The sequence below is a fragment of the Pseudomonas sp. CM25 genome (assembly GCF_013179705.1).
Lineage (GTDB): Bacteria > Pseudomonadota > Gammaproteobacteria > Pseudomonadales > Pseudomonadaceae > Aquipseudomonas.
Window position 1 is genome coordinate 1 of record NZ_JABMCW010000106.1, and the last position, 16,554, is coordinate 16,554.

A 16,554-nucleotide genomic window follows, 5' to 3' on the forward strand; every position below is an offset into this window, starting at 1 on the left:
GCTGCGCAGCAGCCCCCCCGGATTTCTGCGCCAAGGCCAGGGGCTGCTGCGCAGCCCATCGCGACACAAGGCCGCTCCTACAAAAAGGTGTGCCAATCCTTGATCAGCCAGCCACCAGCACGCGAATGGCTTCCAGGCGCAGGGCGGCTTTCTCGAGCATCGCCAGCCCGTCTTCGCGCTGCTTGCGCAGGGCGTCGATTTCGCTGTCGCGCACGCTCGGGTTGACCGCCTGCAGGGCCACCAGGCGGGCCAGTTCTTCGTCGGCTTCGGCTGCCAGGCGGCGCTGGGCTTCGGCCACGCGCTCGACGTGGATCGGCAGGATCTTCTCCTCACCGCCACTGATGCGCTTGGCCAGCACGTCGCGCTGGGCCTGGACAAACTTGTTGGCACTGGCGCGCGGCACGCTTTCCAGCTGGTCGTTGAGGGTTTCGAAGGCCACGCGCGAGGCCAGGTCGTTGCCATTGGCATCGAGCAGGCAGCGCAGTGCCGCCGGTGGCAGGTAACGGCCCAGCTGCAGGCTGCGCGGTGCTACCACCTCGCTGACGAACAGCAGTTCGAGCAGGACCGTGCCTGGCTTGAGCGCCTTGTTCTTGATCAGCGCCACGGCGGTGTTGCCCATCGAACCGGACAGCACCAGGTCCATGCCGCCCTGCACCATCGGGTGTTCCCAGGTGAGGAACTGCATGTCCTCGCGCGACAGCGCCTGGGCACGGTCATAGGTGATGGTCACGCCTTCATCGTCACCCAGCGGGAAGCTGGCATCGAGCATCTTTTCGCTAGGCTTGAGGATCAGGGCGTTCTCGGAATGGTCTTCGCTGTCGATGCCGAAGGCGTCGAACAGGGTTTCCATGTAGATCGGCAGGGCGAACTGGTCGTCCTGCTCGAGAATGTCCTCGACCAGCGCCTGGCCCTCGCCGGCACCGCCGGAGTTCAGCTCCAGCAGGCGGTCACGGCCGCTGTGCAGTTCGGCTTCCAGGCGCTCGCGCTCGGTGCGGGCGTCGGCCACCAGGGCCTCCCAGGCTTTGCTGTCGCCACTTTCGAGCAGCGGCAGCAGGCGCGGGCCGAACTGGTGTTGCAGGGCGCTGCCGGTGGGGCAAGTGTTGAGGAAGGCATTGAGGCCTTCGTGGTACCACTGGAACAGGCGTTCTTGCGGGCTGTCCTGCAGGTACGGGATGTGCAACTGGATGGTGTGCTTCTGGCCGATCCGGTCGAGGCGGCCGATGCGCTGTTCGAGCAGGTCCGGGTGCGCCGGCAGGTCGAACATCACCAGGTGGTGGGCGAACTGGAAGTTGCGGCCTTCACTGCCGATTTCGGAGCAGATCAGCACCTGCGCGCCAAACTCTTCGTCGGCGAAGTAGGCAGCGGCGCGGTCGCGCTCGAGAATGCTCATGCCCTCATGGAACACCGATGCCGGGATGCCGGAACGCACGCGCAGGGCGTCTTCCAGGTCCATCGCGGTTTCGGCGTGGGCGCAGATCACCAGCACTTTGGTGCGCTTGAGCATTTTCAGGGTGTCGATCAGCCAGTCGACACGCGGGTCGAAACGCCACCAGCGCTCGTCGTCGGCCACCTCGCCCTGGGCCTGGAAGGCGACTTCCGGGTACAGCTCGGCCCGCTCGCCGGCTGGCAGGTCGCGGTATTGCTCTGGTGTGGCCAGCGGGTAGGGGTGCAGCTGGCGCTCAGGGAAGCCCTGGATCGCTGCGCGGGTGTTACGGAACAGGACGCGGCCAGTGCCGTGGCGATCGAGCAGTTCGCGGATCAGCCGCGCGCTGGCCTGGGTGTCGCCATCGCTGACCGCAGCCAGCAGGGCTTCGCCTTCGGCACCCAGGAAGCCCTGGATGGTGGCGTGAGCCTTGGGCGACAGGCGGCCTTCGTCGAGCAGTTCCTGCACGGCCTCGGCCACCGGGCGATAGTGCTCGCTCTCGGCGCGGAAGGCGGCCAGGTCGTGGAAACGGTTGGGGTCGAGCAGGCGCAGGCGGGCAAAGTGGCTGTCCTGGCCAAGCTGCTCGGGGGTAGCGGTAAGCAGCAGCACGCCCGGGATCACCTGGGCCAGTTGCTCGACCAGGCTGTATTCGGTGCTGACCTGGTCTTCATGCCAGACCAGGTGGTGAGCCTCGTCGACCACCATCAGGTCCCAGCCCGCAGCAAACAGCGCGTCCTGGGCCTTTTCGTCGTCTACCAGCCATTCCAGCGCAACCAGCGCCAGCTGGGCATCCTCGAACGGGTTGCTGGCGTCGCTTTCGATGAAGCGCTCGGCGTCGAACAGCGCCACCTGCAGGTTGAAGCGGCGGCGCATTTCCACCAGCCACTGGTGCTGGAGGTTTTCCGGTACCAGGATCAGCACGCGGCTGGCACGGCCCGACAGCAGCTGGCGGTGAATGACCAGACCGGCCTCGATGGTTTTGCCCAGGCCCACTTCGTCGGCCAGCAACACCCGTGGCGCGCTGCGGTCGGCTACTTCGCGGGCAATGTGCAACTGGTGGGCGATGGGTTGTGCACGGCAACCACCCAGGCCCCACAGTGCCGACTGCATCTGCTTGCTGGTGTGCTGCAGGGTGTTGTAGCGCAGGCTGAACCAGGACAGCGGGTCGATCTGCCCGGCGAACAGGCGGTCGCTGGCCAAGCGGAACTGGATGAAGTTCGACAGCTGGGTTTCTGGCAGGGTGCGTGGCTGGTTCTGCCCGTCCAGGCCGTGGTAGACCATCAGCCCGTCGATGTCATCGACTTCGCGCACGGTCAGTTTCCAGCCCTCGAAGTGGGTGATCTGGTCACCTGGCGAGAAGCGCACGCGGGTCAGCGGCGCATTGCGCAGGGAATACTGGCGGGTGTCGCCAGTGGCCGGATAGAGCACGGTCAACAGGCGGCCATCCTGCGCCAGGATGGTACCCAGGCCGAGCTCTGCTTCGCTGTCGCTGATCCAGCGTTGCCCCGGTTGATACTGCTGCGCCATACTGCCTGAACTCCCGCGATGAAAAGCCGGTTATGTTAACGGATCGGCCGGTCAGACCAAAGCGCCGTGCGTACCGAAAGGTATCAAAAGGCACAGTCTAGTCGTTTCATCGCCCCGTACTGCGTCGCCGACGAGGGTTCCGGATCAACATGTCTGCCAAGCACAGCTGGATCAGCGCTTCCATGGCCGTGGGCAGCCTGCTGCTGCTGAGCGCCTGTGAGCAGAAAAACTTCGAGACCTTGCCTGCCATCCCCATGGAGCAACTTGAGGTGCTGGGCGTACAGACGCCGATCAAGAGCGTGCACTTTCGTGACCGCGATGGCGAAGGCCTGCTGGTATTGAGCCGCAGCGATGGCCAGGCCAGCGACCCGGAAAGCGAGCAGGAAGTCGACAAGGTGGTGCTCAAGGCCACGCTGTACGGGCGCGGCGGAGCAAGCGACACGTTCAAGGCCCGCTGGCAGATCGAGCAGGAAACCACCTGCCCGGGGCTGGACCTGGACGTGGACTTCTACACCGATGTCAGCGATGTCAGCGACCTGAACAAGGACGGCACGGCCGAGGTGACAGTGGCCAGCCATGCCTTCTGCGGTGGCGGTATAGATCCGCATGATATCGCCATCGAGATGCGCGAAGGCCAGGCCAGTTACACCATCACTGGCCAGTCGCTGATCACCCCCGCTGGTGAAGAACCGATCGGCGGTGAGCGCGACGACAGCGCTTCGCTCAAAACCGCGCCGCCGGTGCTGCGCGAGCACATGGACGCGGTCTGGCAGCAGGTTTACAAGCGGCCCTGGAGCGAAGCCAGCACGCCGAGCTACGACGAGCCTGACGACGAAGCCGAGTAAATGTTGTCCAAGACATCAAGGTAAACCCGCGCCTGCCGATACAGGGGGCATAGGAGAACGTCCATGCTGCCGCCGATCATTCCGCTCAGTGCCGCTCCGGTGACCTCGCAACAGGACCCGGTCAAGCCAACCCCCGACATCAAACCGGTGGTGCCGACGCAGCCTGCCTCCGGGGAAAGCGCCATCGACCTCAAGCAGCAACGTGACCCCCAGGAGCAGGCGCTTTTGCTGCGTGACGAGCAGCGCCGCCAGCAGCAACGCAGGCAGCAGGGTGACCAGCAGCGCTACAGCGCGCTGCCGGGTGACGAGGTCAATGCCGATAACACCGTGCCGGTGGCGCCGTTGATGGGGGAGCATGTACGCCAGGGGTTGCTGGTGGACATCGAAGTCTGACGCGGGGCTGGTCAGCGCCTGCGCCTGGCTTCATCATGCACGTCTCAGTTCACCGTCGAGCCTGCCAATGAGCCAAGACAACCTCATCGATTTCGATGCCGAACGCGCCAAGCGCGCCCACGATCTCAAGGAAAAGCGCCTGAACGAAATGCGCAATGCATTCGAACAGGCCCTGCCGTTGAACGCCAGCAAGAAAAAGAAGCCCAAGGGCAAGCCGAAGAAGCGCTGAAACTTGACGCAGGTCAACCCTGCACCCGCCTCGCGTGCCCGGCCCCGGGCACCATTGACGCCGATCAATTTTTCCCGCCCCCACATTGGTTATCTTGCACCCATCGGACAACGGCAAACGAATGGGGAGGCAGGCATGTTCTTCGACAACGTGGTTATCGCCGGTGTGGTAACGGTTGGGTTGATGGTCGCCTTCTTTGCCGGTCTGGGCATATTCATCTGGAAAGACTCGAACAAGCGCAAGCCGCGCTGAGCTTCCGGGTACACGAGCACGCAAGGCATTTAGGGCGACTTCGGTCGCCCATTTTTTTGCCTGGAATTCGGCTTGCCCGCCCAGAGGCCTGCCGAGCAGACCCGAACCTCTAAAAGATGATTAGCTAGCTAATTAATCGTTTCCGCTTTATTCTGTCCACCATTGTCTATCGTTCAATCAAGACCCTCCCGCAAGGTCCGCCTCGTGCCCATCACTCTCCAGGCCCTGTTCGCCCCCAGCAGCCTCGCCCTCAAGTTCGCCATCAAGACCCTGCTCGGTGGTGGGTTGGCGCTATGGCTGGCGATGCGCTGGGGCCTGGAACAGCCCTCATGGGCACTGATGACCGCGTTCATCGTGGCCCAGCCGCTGTCTGGCATGGTGGTGCAGAAAGGCTTGGCGCGGCTCGCCGGAACCTTGGTCGGCACCGTCATGTCGGTGCTGTTCATTGGCCTGTTCGCCCAGACACCGGGCTTGTTCCTGCTGGCCCTGGCCCTGTGGCTGGCCCTGTGCACCGCCGCGTCTACCCAACTACGCAGTGCCTGGGCCTATGCCTTCGTGCTGGCGGGCTACACTGCGGCGATCATTGCCCTGCCAGCCATCGACCACCCGTTGCAGGTGTTCGATCAGGCAGTGGCGCGCTGCACCGAGATCTGCCTGGGGATTTTTTGCGCCACGGCCTGCAGTGCCTTGCTGTGGCCCATGCGCGTTGAACAGCAACTGGCCGGGCAGGCGCGACAGGCCTGGCACAATGGCCTGCAGGCCGCCAGTGCCATGCTGGGCGGCGAAGACGAGGCGCGCAAAGGCTTGCTGGAAAGCCTGGGGCGCATCGTGGCCATCGACAGCCAGCGCGAACATGCCTGGTTTGAAGGCAATCGCGGGCGCCAGCGTGCCCGCGCCATCCGCGGCCTGAGCCAGAAACTGATGGTGCTGTTGCGCATCTCGCGCTCGGTACGCCGCCAATGGCGGCAACTGGATGAGCGGGAGACCGAGCACCTGGCACCCTGGCTGCAGGAAGCGCGGTCGCTGCTGGTCAAACCCGACCCGCCCAGCCTGCTACTGCTGCGCCAGCGTATCTGGGATGCCGCCCACGATGAGCAAATCAGTTCGACCGAACACTTCTGCCTGGCACGCATGGCCCTGCTGCTGGATTACGCCATGGCGGCCGGTCAGGCACTGGCGGATGTCGAGGCGGGCAGGGCACCGAAGGATGTGTCCCAGGGGCTGGCCGCACACCGCGACTGGTCGCTCGCCTTGCTGTTCGGTTCCCGCAGTGCTCTGGCCTTTCTGGTAATGAGCGGCTTCTGGCTGGCCACGGCCTGGCCTTCGGCGCCGGGGGGGCTGGTGCTCACCTGTGTGGTCTGCAGCTTGTTTGCCAGCCGTGAGAACGGCGCGCAGATTGGCCTGAGCTTTCTGCGCGGAATCTTCCTGGCGATACCTGTGGCGTTTCTGGTGGGGCAGATTCTGCTGCCGCAGTGGAGCAGCTTCGCCATGCTCTGCCTGGGCATGGGCGTGCCGCTGTTTCTTGGCGCCCTGGGCATGGCCCATCCACGTACCGGGGCCACGGCGACCTCCTATTGCCTGCACTTCATCGTGCTGGTGTCGCCGCTCAATGTCATGCAGTTTGGCGTAGCGACGATGCTGAACAGTGCCTTGGCCATGCTGGTGGGGGTGTCTGCCGCAGTAATGGCGTTTCGTCTATTGGTGTTCCGCCACCCGGCCTGGCTGGGCCGGCGTCTGCGTGCAGCCACCCAGAGCGACCTGGTACGCCTGACCCGGCGCGACCTGCGCGGGGCCGACAGCTGGTTTGGCGGGCGCATGGCCGACCGCCTGATGCAATTGGCCAGGCATGCCAGCGAGCTGCCCGAAAGCGAGCGCAAGCGCTGGGATGACGGCCTGCACGGGTTGGACATAGGCGACGAACTGGTGCATCTGCGCATGTGTCTGGCAGTTGCCCAAGCGCCTTTGGGCCGGGCCGAGCGCGAGTACCTGCAACAGGTGCAGGCGGTACTGGCCAACGGGCCTGCCGTCGGGCGTGGTCAGCGCCTGGACAGCGCCAGCGAACAGTTTATTGCCGCCTTGCGCCGGCTACCTTCGAGCGACTCGCTACGGCTGGCCGAAGGGGCGGTGCTGCAATTGCAGAAAAGTTGGCGCAAGTGGTGCCGCTGGCAGGAGGAGACCCATGGGGTTGCGTGAATGGGAAGTGGGCGGCGTACTGCTGAGCCCGTTTCTGCTTTATGTGTTGCTGGCGCTGGTGCTTACCGGCGTGTTGCGCCTGGTGGTGCAGGCCACGCCGCTGGGGCGCTGGATCTGGCATGAGGCGCTGTTCGACACGGCGCTGTTCGTTTGTGTGTTGTTCCTGGTGGTACGACTGCTGGGAGCTTTATAAAGGAGTGTTTGGATGCGTGCCGCCGTACGTACTCTGGTGACCTTGTGTGTGGTAGCCCTGGCCGTGTTGGCCGGTTACCAGTTATGGCAGTACTACATGCTTACCCCCTGGACTCGCGATGCCCGGGTGCGCGCCGACGTGGTGGTAATTGCCCCCGATGTGTCCGGTTGGGTGCGCGAGCTCAAGGCCCGCGACAACCAGCAGGTCAAGGCGGGCGATCTGTTGATGAGTATCGACCGCGAGCGCTTCAAGGCGGCCTTCGACCAGGCCAGCGCCGTGACCGAGACCCGCGCCCAGCAACTGCGCCTGCGCGAGCGCGAAGCAGCCCGGCGTACCGCCCTTGGGCCGGAGGCGATCAGTGCCGAGTTGCGGGAAAATGCACAGATCAACGCCGCCATCGCGCGGGGCGAACTGCATGAAGCCGAGGCCCAGTTACAGGTTGCCAAAATCAACCTGGCGCGCAGCGAAGTACGGGCACCGCGCAGCGGGCATATCACCAACCTGCGTCTGGCCGAAGGCAACTATGTGAACACCGGGCAATCGGTGATGGCGCTGGTGGATGATTCAACGTTCTATATCCAGGCCTACTTCGAGGAAACCAAGCTGCCGCGCATCCGCGTCGGCGACGCGGTGAAGGTCTGGCTGATGGGCGCCGGCGAGCCGATGCAAGGGCATGTGGAGAGCATCAGCCGCGGTATCACCGACCGCAACAGCAACCCGGACAGCCAGTTGCTGCCGGAGGTGGAGCCCACCTTCAACTGGGTGCGGCTAGCCCAGCGCATTCCGGTAAGGATCCGCCTGGACCAAGTACCGGAAGGCGTGACCCTGAGCGCCGGGATGACCGCGAGTGTGCAGGTGCATGAACAGTAAGACGGGCGGGACGAGCGCCTTAAAGGAACATCCCGCCTGACACTTCCAGCCGCTGCCCGGTGATCCAGCCATTGCCGTCTTCCAGCAACAGCGCGATTGCCGCCCCGATATCGTCCGGCAAGCCCACCCGGCCAAGCGCCGTGTTGCCGGCAATGTACGCGTTGACCTGCTGGTTGTCGCGCACCACGCCGCCGCCAAAGTCGGTCTCGATGGCGCCCGGCGCCAGTATGTTCACCCGAATCCCACGTGCCCCCAGCTCCTTGGCCTGATACCGCGTCAGCACCTCCATTGCGCCCTTCATCGCGGCGTAGGCGGCATACCCCGGCAGCGCAAAACGTGCCAGGCCGGTGGAAATGTTGACGATACGGCCATTGTCGACCAGCAGCGGCAACAGGCGTTGGGTGAGGAAGAACGGGCCCTTCAGCTGAATGTTGAGCAGTTGGTCGAACTGCGCTTCGCTGGTTTCGATGTACGGCACATTCAGCCCGATCCCGGCATTGTTCACCAGAAAGTCGAAACGCTCGCGAGCAAAGCGCTGCTGCAGGGTTGCGCCCAGGCGCTCGGCGAAACCGGCAAAGCTGGCGCTGTCGCTGACATCCAGCTGCAGCATTGCAGCCTTGACCCCGGCCTGCTCCAGCCGGGCTGCTACGGCTTGCGCTTCGTCGGCCTTGCTGTGGTAGGTGCCGATGACATCGATACCGCGTGCTGCCAGGTGTTCGGCAGCATTTCGGCCGAGGCCGCGACTGGCGCCAGTGATCAGGGCAATCTTGCGAGTCATGGTGGAAACCTCATGGTGGGTGAATGATCACAGGTTATTGGTCGCTCTGGTGCTGTTAAATCCTGTAAAAATGGAAATACTGTTCGGTAAAACCGGACAGTTGAGGCCTCGAGTGAACAAGCTGGATTTGTTGCGCACCTTTGTGCGGGTCAGTGAGGTCAGCAGCTTCACGCTGGCCGCCGAGAGCCTGGGCCTGCCACGGTCGACCGTGTCGGAGCAGGTGCGGGCGCTGGAACGGCTGTTGGGCACGCAGTTGTTCAACCGCACCACCCGGCGGGTCCGGGCGACCCAGGATGGCGCTTTGTTGTACGAGCGTAGCAAGGACCTGCTGTCGGGCATGGACGAGATCGAGAGCCTGTTCAGCACCGATGATGCCGAACTGTCCGGGCGCCTGCGCATCGACCTGCCGACCATGATGGCCCGTCGCGTGATCATCCCGGCGCTGCCGCAGTTTCTGCAGCGCCATGCGCGCCTGGAAGTGGAGCTCAGCTGCACCGATCGCCAGGTCGACCTGCTGCGCGAGGGGTTCGATTGCGTGATGCGCATCGGCGCCCTGCATGACCTGGACGTGGTGGCGCGGCCGGTCGGGCAACTGAGCATGCGCAACTGTGCCAGCCCCGCCTACCTGGCCCGCTACGGCGTGCCGCGCACGCTGCAGGACCTGGCCGAGCATCAGCTGGTGCACTACGTACGGACCCTGGGTGCGCGCAGCGCCGGTTTCGAATACCTGCAAGGCGGGGAACTGCAGTACCAGGCCATGGCCGGTGGGGTGACGGTCAACAACGCCGAAGCCTACTCGGCGGCCTGCCTGGCCGGGCTGGGCCTGATCCAGGTGCCTGCGGTGGGAGTTGCCGAGCATTTGCAACGCGGCGAACTGGTTTCGGTGCTGGAAGACTGGCAGGCCCCGGCCATGCCGGTGTCGCTGTTGTATGCCCGGCAACGGCATGTGCCGCGCCGGGTGCAGGCATTCATGCAGTGGCTGGGCGAGGTCCTGCACACCCAGGTTGATCCCGCGGCCAGTGATTGAGCCAAGCCATGGCGCTGCAAAGGCGACTTGCGTTAGGCTGCCTGCTGCGAGTCGCCCGGCAGAGGCGACCTGGTACCCTTCCTGCGTGCGTATCTTCCGAGTTCATTGCGAGGTTACGTCATGGCCATCACTTCCCAAGACATCTGTATTGCCGCCGACCAGCTCATGGGCTTTGTCGGCTTTCATGGCAAACGCGGCATTCATATCGTGCGGTTCTCCGAAGACGCGTTCGGCATGGACGTAGCCGACGACAGCATCACGCCCTGTAGCGAATTCGTCTGGCGGCCAGTCCAAGGGCTGCGCATGGCCCTTTGTCGCGAGCGGTTGTCGCTTTTGCTGGCGCAGCATGTGGATGACCGCTTGAACATCGGTGAGCCGCTGCGCGCCTACTTGCGCCGCAGCGAGCTGCCGGAAATTGTCGCTGAGCGCAGCCTGCAACGGCCCGGACCCGGCGGCACCGGTGTTTGCGGGTAAACCCGCTGCTACAGCGGGCGCGCGGTTATCTGGGGTGTGTGGTGCAGCAATGCCTCAACCCCAGGGCCGTCCAGTGGCCGGCTCAGGTAATAGCCTTGCACTTCATGGCAGCGGTCCTTCTCCAGCGCCTTGAGCTGCTGTTCACTCTCCACCCCTTCGGCGGTAACCGTCAGCCCCATGGCCTCGCCCAGGCTGATGATGGCCTGGACCACGGCGCGGTCGCTGCCGCTGTTGCTGCCCAGGCCACTGATGAAGCGTTTGTCGATCTTGATGCTGTCGAACGGGTAGGTGCGCAGGTACCCCAGCGATGAATAGCCGGTGCCGAAATCGTCCATGTTCAGGCGCACGCCCAGTTCCTTCAGCGACAGCATGGTGCCCAGGGCGCCCTCGATGTCGTTGAGCATCACGTTTTCGGTAATCTCCAGCTCCAAGCGCTGTGCCGGGAAGGCCGTTTCCAGCAGGATCTCGCGCACGTCGGCCACCACATCGCTGCGCAGGAACTGCGCCGGCGACAGGTTCACCGACACCACGATGTCGGCGGGCCAGTCGTGAGCAGTGTGGCAGGCCTCGCGCAATACCCAGCGGCCCAGCGCGACGATGATGTCACTCTGCTCGGCCAGCGGAATGAAAGTATCCGGCCCGAGCAACCCCTCCTGCGGATGCTGCCAGCGCAGCAACGCTTCGACCGCGACAATGCGCAGGTCGCTGAGGCGGTAGCGCGGCTGGTAATGCAGCTCGAACTCCTGGTTGCGCAGCGCCCGGCGCAGATCGTTCTCCAGCTGGCGGCGGTACTGGATCTGCTGGTTCATTTCGGCAGCGAAATAGCGCCAGGTGCCCTTGCCATCGGCTTTGGCCTGATACAACGCGATATCGGCGCAGCGGATCAGTTCGCCGGCATCGAAACCTTGGGTGCGGGTCTGCGCGACGCCGACGCTGGCGCCAATGTGCAGGTGCTGGCTGTCGAAGTCGATGGGTTGCTGCAGCAGGCCGATCAGCCGTGCACAAAAACGGTCGACTTCGTTGCGGTTGTCCATGCCGTTGAGCACCAGCACAAACTCGTCGCCGCCCAGGCGCGCCACCAGGTCGCCCTCGCGGGTGGTATCACGCAGGCGTGTGGCCACCTCCTGCAGCACGGCATCACCGGCACCATGGCCGAGCGAGTCGTTGATCGGCTTGAAGTTGTCCAGGTCAAGCAGCAGCAACGTCAGCGGCGGTGAATCACTGCCGCGCAACAGCGCCTGCTCCAGATGCCGGGCGAGCTTGTTGCGGTTGGCCAGCCCGGTCAGCGGGTCGTGCAGCGACAAGTGCTGGATGCGCGCGTGGGCATCCACTTCGTCGGTGATGTCGCTGGCGGTGCCGCGATAACCCATGGGGTCGCCATGGTGGAAGATCGCGCGGGCAGAGATTCGGCAGTAGCGGTTCTGGCCATTCTGGTCACGGTAGGAGCAGCGCAGGTTGGCCAGCTGTTGCGGGTCGGCCGTGCCCAGGGCGTCAACCCATGGCGACAGCGGGGTAGTATCGCAGGCCAGCAACTGGTTGAGCGGGTGGCCCAGCCAGTCGTCCACGCTGTAGCCGGTGACATTGGCAAAGCGCTGCGACAGGTAGGTCAGGCGCTGTTCACGGTCGGTCTCCCAGATCCAGTCGGAAGCCGACTCGGCGACAGCGCGGAACCGCTGCTCGCTGGCCTCCAGGGCCTGATTGCTCTCTTGCAGGTGCGTCAGCGTCATGCCCATCGCCCGCGAGCTGCGCAGGGCATGGCGGAACAGGTAGAGCATGATCAGGCCGAGTATCAGCAGGGCAGCTGCCAGGGCTGGCAACACCGCCCGGAGCATTTGCCGCCCTGGCAGCGGGCTGCTCCAGGCCAGATGGTAGCCGGTATCCCCTAGTTCGATACGCAGATGGTCGTGCGCCTTGGTCTGATCCTTTTCCACGTGCATCCCGGTCAGGCCGGCACCGCTGCCCAGCACCGCCAGTTTGTCTTCGGTAAGCTGGTCGACGAACAGCATCACGGGAGCATGGGCTACATCGCTGTCGGTCACTTCGCGGTCCGGCCGCACCGCCGCAGCACTGAGCACGGCCGGCCAGCCATTGAACAGGACGAAACGGGTGATCTGCTCGCGCGGGATGGCAGCGGCACGGGCCTGGTCGATGATCGGTTGCAGCGGTGCATCTATATAAGTAGTGGCGCTTGCCTGGCTGGGCTGCCCTTTGAACAGGGCGTAGGTAGTGCGCTCGTTCTCCAGCACAAACACCCCTTCGTAGCCGCTGGCGCTGTACAGCGATTCGCCAATGTTCTTTTGTTCGTAGGCCCACTGCCAGTCGGCCTGGCCCGCCAGGTGCTCAAAGGCGGCATCCCACACGGCGTAGCTGGACAGGAACTGGCGCGAGGCAAGCAGCCGTTGCTCCAGCGCCTGGTTCGCGTGGAAGGCGCTGCGCTGGCGCTCCTGCTGGTCCAGGGTGCCTGCGATATTGAACAGTGCAGCGAGAATGACCAGGCAAGCCAGGCCGAACACGGCGCTGAAACCGGCAATCAGGCGGCGCACCTGAACGCGTGGCGTGGGGCTGGTGGATGGAAGGTTGGCAGTCCTGGCCATGCGCGAGCGGCTCCTTCAAGCAGCCCCCCCGCCGGGTAGTCATGCAGGAGGTTCAATCAGGATAGGCCAGCTTGAGCGCCGCAGCTTCGTTGCGGGCAAAATTGACCCGGTCGCGGCCAGCATGCTTGGCGGTGTAGAGGGCCTTGTCCGCCTGTTCAAGCCATTGTTCGGGTGAGTCCAGGCCAGCCTCGAAAGGCGACAGGCCGATGCTCAGGCTGATACGCAGATGCGGCAACTGCGGGTTGCGATAGCTGGCAGCCTGCTCGCGCAGGCGCTCCATGGTCTGGCAGGCCTGAGTTTCGCTGGTGCCTGGCAGGATCACGCAAAACTCGTCGCCGCCGTAACGACCGGCCTGGTCGCCCTCGCGCAGGTTGCGCCGCAACTCGGCACTGAGCTGGCGCAGCACGCAGTCGCCGACCACGTGGCCGAAGGTGTCGTTGATGGTCTTGAAATGGTCAATGTCGATCAAGGCAATCACCGCTTGCCCCTGTTGCTGCCTGCAGGCTTCGAACTTCAGCAGCAGCAGGTCTTTCCAGGCGCCGTGGTTGAGCAACCCGGTCAGGCTGTCGGTGAGGCTCAGGGCGCTGAGCCGGCGCTTGTGCTCGGCCAGCTTGATCGCCAGCTGGTAGCACACCCAACCCAGCGCCAGCGGGTACAGTGTCAGCATCGGCAAGCAGGCATACACCTGCAGCGGCGTGGCATTCAGCTGCAGGCCCGTGCCGAGCAGCAAGGTGGCGATGAGCATGCCCGCCAGCTGGGCCAGCCCCCCACGAAAGACCATGCGTTTGCCGCCAGCGGCGACATTGTTCATGGTCATCATCGACAGTACGGTCACGCTGGGCAGCGGGTTGAAGTGCATGGCGGCGGTCCAGAAACCGCCCATCAGCGAGTCCAGCACCAGATTACGTTGTTCTGCCTGGTAGGGCGTCGCCGAGCGGGTGGCCCACAGGTAGGCGACGTGAGGCCACAGCAGCCCGTTGAACAGCATCAGCAGCCATACCCAGATCGGCGGCGACAGAGGCGCGATGGCAGCCATCACACTGAGCAGGCCGATGCCCATGCCGATGACCCGCGGCAGGTAGATGCGCTTGACGAATGAAAGGCCTTTGCCGCTGCGTTTGTCCATCATGGTCATCGTTCTTCTGCCGGATACCGTTTATCGCATAACGCGCGTGAATATTGTTGAACAGTGTTTCATCGTTGAAAAATGACCTTACAAGCCATTTCACGGTTGATCCGGTCACTGTGGGGTAACATGAACACTTCCTGTTGCTCGGAGTGCTGCTGATGGTTCCCTTGGCCAACGCTGCCGGCGAGCCGGCGCCACATTGGGACGGACGTTTCCACAACCAGGTGGTGAGGCCACAGGATGGTGTAATGAAAAAGCTGCGCATCGGGCTCAAATACCTGTTCTTGCGCAAACCGCCGGAAACCCGGCCATCCATGCCCGTCAGCCTGCAGCCCATGACCCGCCAGCAGGTGTTCGATGCCCCTGACCACAGCCTGTGGCGCCTGGGCCATTCAACGGTATTGCTCAAGTTGCGCGGGCGCTTCTTTATTACAGACCCCGTGTTCGCCGAGCGCGCCTCACCCGTGCAGTGGGCCGGCCCGCTGCGTTTCCATGCGCCACCACTGCCACTTGAGCAGTTGCCGCCGCTGGCGGCGGTTGTGCTGTCTCATGATCACTTCGACCATCTAGACGAACAGGCCATTCGCAGGTTGGCCCCACGCACCGCAGTGTTCCTGGCGCCGCTGGGCGTGGGCGACCGGCTGATGAAATGGGGCGTGCCGCCTTCGAAAGTACGGCAGCTGGACTGGTGGCAGGAACGCGAGGTGGAAGGCGTGCGCTTCGTCGCCACTCCGGCCCAGCACTTTTCCGGGCGCGGGCTGCTGGACAGCAACCGGACCCTATGGGCATCCTGGGTGATCATGGACGAGGATGTGCGCGTGTTCTTCAGCGGTGATACCGGCTACTTCGACGGCTTCAAGCAGATCGGCGACCGCTTCGGGCCGTTCGACCTGACCTTGATGGAAGCCGGGGCCTACAATGTTGCCTGGCCCGATGTTCACATGCAGCCCGAGCAAAGCCTGCAGGCGCACCTGGATCTACGCGGGCGCTGGATGCTGCCGATTCACAACGGCACTTTCGATCTGTCGATCCATGGCTGGCAGGAACCCTTCGAACGCATATTGGCCCTGACCAGCCAGGCCCAGGTGCGGCTGAGCACGCCGCAGATCGGCGAGCGGGTCAGCATCGACTCGCCGCATGCCGGGCAGAACTGGTGGCAACCGCGGCCGGTGCGCCAACGCGGCCAGGCGAATGAGCCCACGGTAGCGACCCGCTGAGCGTCATTGTTTGCCTTCCTTGGTGCGCGGGGGCGGGGCCTGATCATTTTCGGATAGCTGCGAAGGGGGTCTGCCACTGTCACTGCGCACTTGTGCATGGCTGATCAGGCCGAAGATGAAGCTGCCGCCGATGATGTTGCCGGCCAGCGTCGGCAAGGCGAACTCGAGCCAGAAGCTGCGCCAGGTTTCATCGCCGGCCCAGACCAGATACGACACCTCGACCGAACCGACCACTATATGTGTGAAGTCGCCCAAGGCCATCAGGTAGGTGATCATCAGGATGATCCAGATCTTGGCGTGCTCCATCGACGGGATCATCCACACCATGGTGGCGATCATCCAGCCTGAGACGATGCCTTTGGCAAACATCTGGCTGATGTCGTTCTTCATGACCTTGCGGCCCACCTCGAGGAAGGCCACATCAGTCTTGCTGTCGAAGATCGGCAGCTCCAGCATGACCCAGGCTACCAGCAGGGTGCCCGCCAGGTTGCCAAGCAGTACCACGCCCCACAGGCGCAGCAGCCGGCCGAAGTTGGCCAGGGTAGGGGAGGTCATGACCGGCAGTACGGCGGTCAACGTGTTTTCGGTAAACAGTTGTTGGCGTGCCAGGATCACGGCGAGGAAGCCTGCGCTGTAGCCGATGCTGGCTATTACCTGGGCGCTGTCCCCTTCTGGCAGGCGGGCGTAAAACAGGCCCATGGCCATGAGTGAAAGGCCCATGGACAGGCCGGCAGCCAGGGCCGACCACCACAGGGCGGCAATGGTGCGCTCCAGTTCCTGGTCGCCCTGGTAGCGAATGATCTCGTGCAGTACCGCTGCGCGCGGTGGTTGGTTGTGGCTGACTTCCTGCTCTTCGTCTGCCGACAGGCCCGGTGTCTTCTCGCTCTGCGCATCGCTCATGGCCGCTACGCTCCGTGGGTGGGTTATATACAGATGCGTGGCGCTTTCATTAGTTGCCAGGCAGTTGCCAAACGCTGTCGGAAAGTTTTTTCAGATCAGGGTGTTGACTCTGATTTCAAAGCGCGTATTATTCGCCTCCTCGCAGCGATGAACGCTTCGGGGCAAGCGGTAAGTTGTTGAAGTTGTTAGCTTTCGAAAGAAGGCGGTGGTAAAAAACTTCAAAACAAACGCTTGACAGCAAATGAGGAAAGCGTAGAATGCGCGCCTCGGTTGAGACGAAAAGCTCTTAACCAAACGCTCTTTAACAAATTGAATCAAGCAATTCGTGTGGGTGCTTGTGAGTACGGACTGATAGTCAAAAAGATTATCAGCATCACAAGTGACCATGCGAGAAATCACATAGTCATTTGAGATTGCTGAGCCAAGTTTAGGGTTTCTTAAAAACCCAAGCAGTATTGAACTGAAGAGTTTGATCATGGCTCAGATTGAACGCTGGCGGCAGGCCTAACA

The 16,554-nt window shown here is 63.5% G+C and carries 15 protein-coding genes; 10 read left to right on the forward strand and 5 right to left on the reverse strand.

Translation table 11 applies throughout. From position 1 onward, the window contains the following. Positions 1-103 precede the first annotated feature (103 nt). Positions 104-2,950, reverse strand: a complete 2,847-nt coding sequence (gene rapA, locus HP546_RS13535; protein WP_172225819.1) for an RNA polymerase-associated protein RapA — start codon at positions 2,948-2,950, stop codon at positions 104-106. Positions 2,951-3,099: 149 nt separating this feature from the next. Between rapA and HP546_RS13540 the strand changes: the two genes are divergently transcribed. From HP546_RS13540 to HP546_RS13565, 7 genes are all read left to right on the forward strand, one after another. After that, a complete protein-coding gene (locus HP546_RS13540; protein ID WP_172225822.1) occupies positions 3,100-3,795 on the forward strand; it encodes a M949_RS01915 family surface polysaccharide biosynthesis protein in 696 nt (231 codons plus the stop codon). A 63-nt stretch (positions 3,796-3,858) separates the two neighbouring features. Beyond that, positions 3,859-4,188: an aspartate-semialdehyde dehydrogenase gene (locus HP546_RS13545; protein WP_172225824.1), complete on the forward strand. Its 330-nt coding sequence runs from the start codon at positions 3,859-3,861 to the stop codon at positions 4,186-4,188. 67 nt (positions 4,189-4,255) lie between these two features. Continuing rightward, positions 4,256-4,417 (forward strand): hypothetical protein, encoded by a 162-nt coding sequence (locus tag HP546_RS13550; protein WP_172225827.1) that lies wholly within the window; start codon positions 4,256-4,258, stop codon positions 4,415-4,417. A gap of 135 nt (positions 4,418-4,552) precedes the next feature. Next, positions 4,553-4,669 carry a cytochrome c oxidase subunit CcoM gene (ccoM, locus tag HP546_RS31680; RefSeq protein ID WP_003254862.1) on the forward strand — a complete coding sequence of 39 codons (117 nt, stop codon included), beginning with the start codon at positions 4,553-4,555 and terminating at the stop codon, positions 4,667-4,669. A 204-nt stretch (positions 4,670-4,873) separates the two neighbouring features. Then, positions 4,874-6,862, forward strand: a complete 1,989-nt coding sequence (locus HP546_RS13555) for an FUSC family protein (RefSeq protein ID WP_172225830.1) — start codon at positions 4,874-4,876, stop codon at positions 6,860-6,862. Next, positions 6,849-7,055 (forward strand): DUF1656 domain-containing protein, encoded by a 207-nt coding sequence (locus tag HP546_RS13560; protein WP_172225833.1) that lies wholly within the window; start codon positions 6,849-6,851, stop codon positions 7,053-7,055. The genes HP546_RS13555 and HP546_RS13560 overlap by 14 nt, the downstream gene beginning before the upstream one ends. Positions 7,056-7,067: 12 nt before the next feature. Further along, on the forward strand, positions 7,068-7,925 hold the full coding sequence (locus HP546_RS13565) for an HlyD family secretion protein (protein WP_172225836.1): 858 nt from the start codon (positions 7,068-7,070) through the stop codon (positions 7,923-7,925). A 19-nt stretch (positions 7,926-7,944) separates the two neighbouring features. Here HP546_RS13565 and HP546_RS13570 read toward each other — a convergent pair whose 3' ends face one another. Beyond that, positions 7,945-8,703, reverse strand: coding sequence for an SDR family NAD(P)-dependent oxidoreductase (locus tag HP546_RS13570; protein WP_172225838.1), 759 nt, complete (start codon positions 8,701-8,703; stop codon positions 7,945-7,947). Between the two features lie 112 nt (positions 8,704-8,815). On the opposite strand from HP546_RS13570, the gene HP546_RS13575 reads away from it, so the two are divergent. Together HP546_RS13575 and HP546_RS13580 are read left to right on the forward strand one after the other, a co-directional pair. Next, positions 8,816-9,730 carry a LysR family transcriptional regulator gene (locus HP546_RS13575; RefSeq protein ID WP_172225841.1) on the forward strand — a complete coding sequence of 305 codons (915 nt, stop codon included), beginning with the start codon at positions 8,816-8,818 and terminating at the stop codon, positions 9,728-9,730. 120 nt (positions 9,731-9,850) lie between these two features. After that, positions 9,851-10,204 carry a DUF2025 family protein gene (locus HP546_RS13580; RefSeq protein WP_172225844.1) on the forward strand — a complete coding sequence of 118 codons (354 nt, stop codon included), beginning with the start codon at positions 9,851-9,853 and terminating at the stop codon, positions 10,202-10,204. Between the two features lie 8 nt (positions 10,205-10,212). Here the strand turns inward: HP546_RS13580 and HP546_RS13585 are convergent, their stop codons facing one another. Then, positions 10,213-12,798 (reverse strand): EAL domain-containing protein, encoded by a 2,586-nt coding sequence (locus HP546_RS13585; RefSeq protein ID WP_172225847.1) that lies wholly within the window; start codon positions 12,796-12,798, stop codon positions 10,213-10,215. Positions 12,799-12,850: 52 nt separating this feature from the next. Continuing rightward, positions 12,851-13,924, reverse strand: a complete 1,074-nt coding sequence (locus tag HP546_RS13590; protein WP_172225873.1) for a diguanylate cyclase — start codon at positions 13,922-13,924, stop codon at positions 12,851-12,853. A gap of 161 nt (positions 13,925-14,085) precedes the next feature. On the opposite strand from HP546_RS13590, the gene HP546_RS13595 reads away from it, so the two are divergent. After that, complete coding sequence (locus HP546_RS13595) at positions 14,086-15,144, forward strand: MBL fold metallo-hydrolase (protein WP_172225850.1); 1,059 nt, start codon at positions 14,086-14,088, stop codon at positions 15,142-15,144. Between the two features lie 3 nt (positions 15,145-15,147). On the opposite strand, the gene HP546_RS13600 is transcribed toward HP546_RS13595, so the two are convergent. Beyond that, a complete protein-coding gene (locus HP546_RS13600; protein ID WP_172225853.1) occupies positions 15,148-16,044 on the reverse strand; it encodes a formate/nitrite transporter family protein in 897 nt (298 codons plus the stop codon). Between the last annotated feature and the right edge of the window lie 510 nt (positions 16,045-16,554).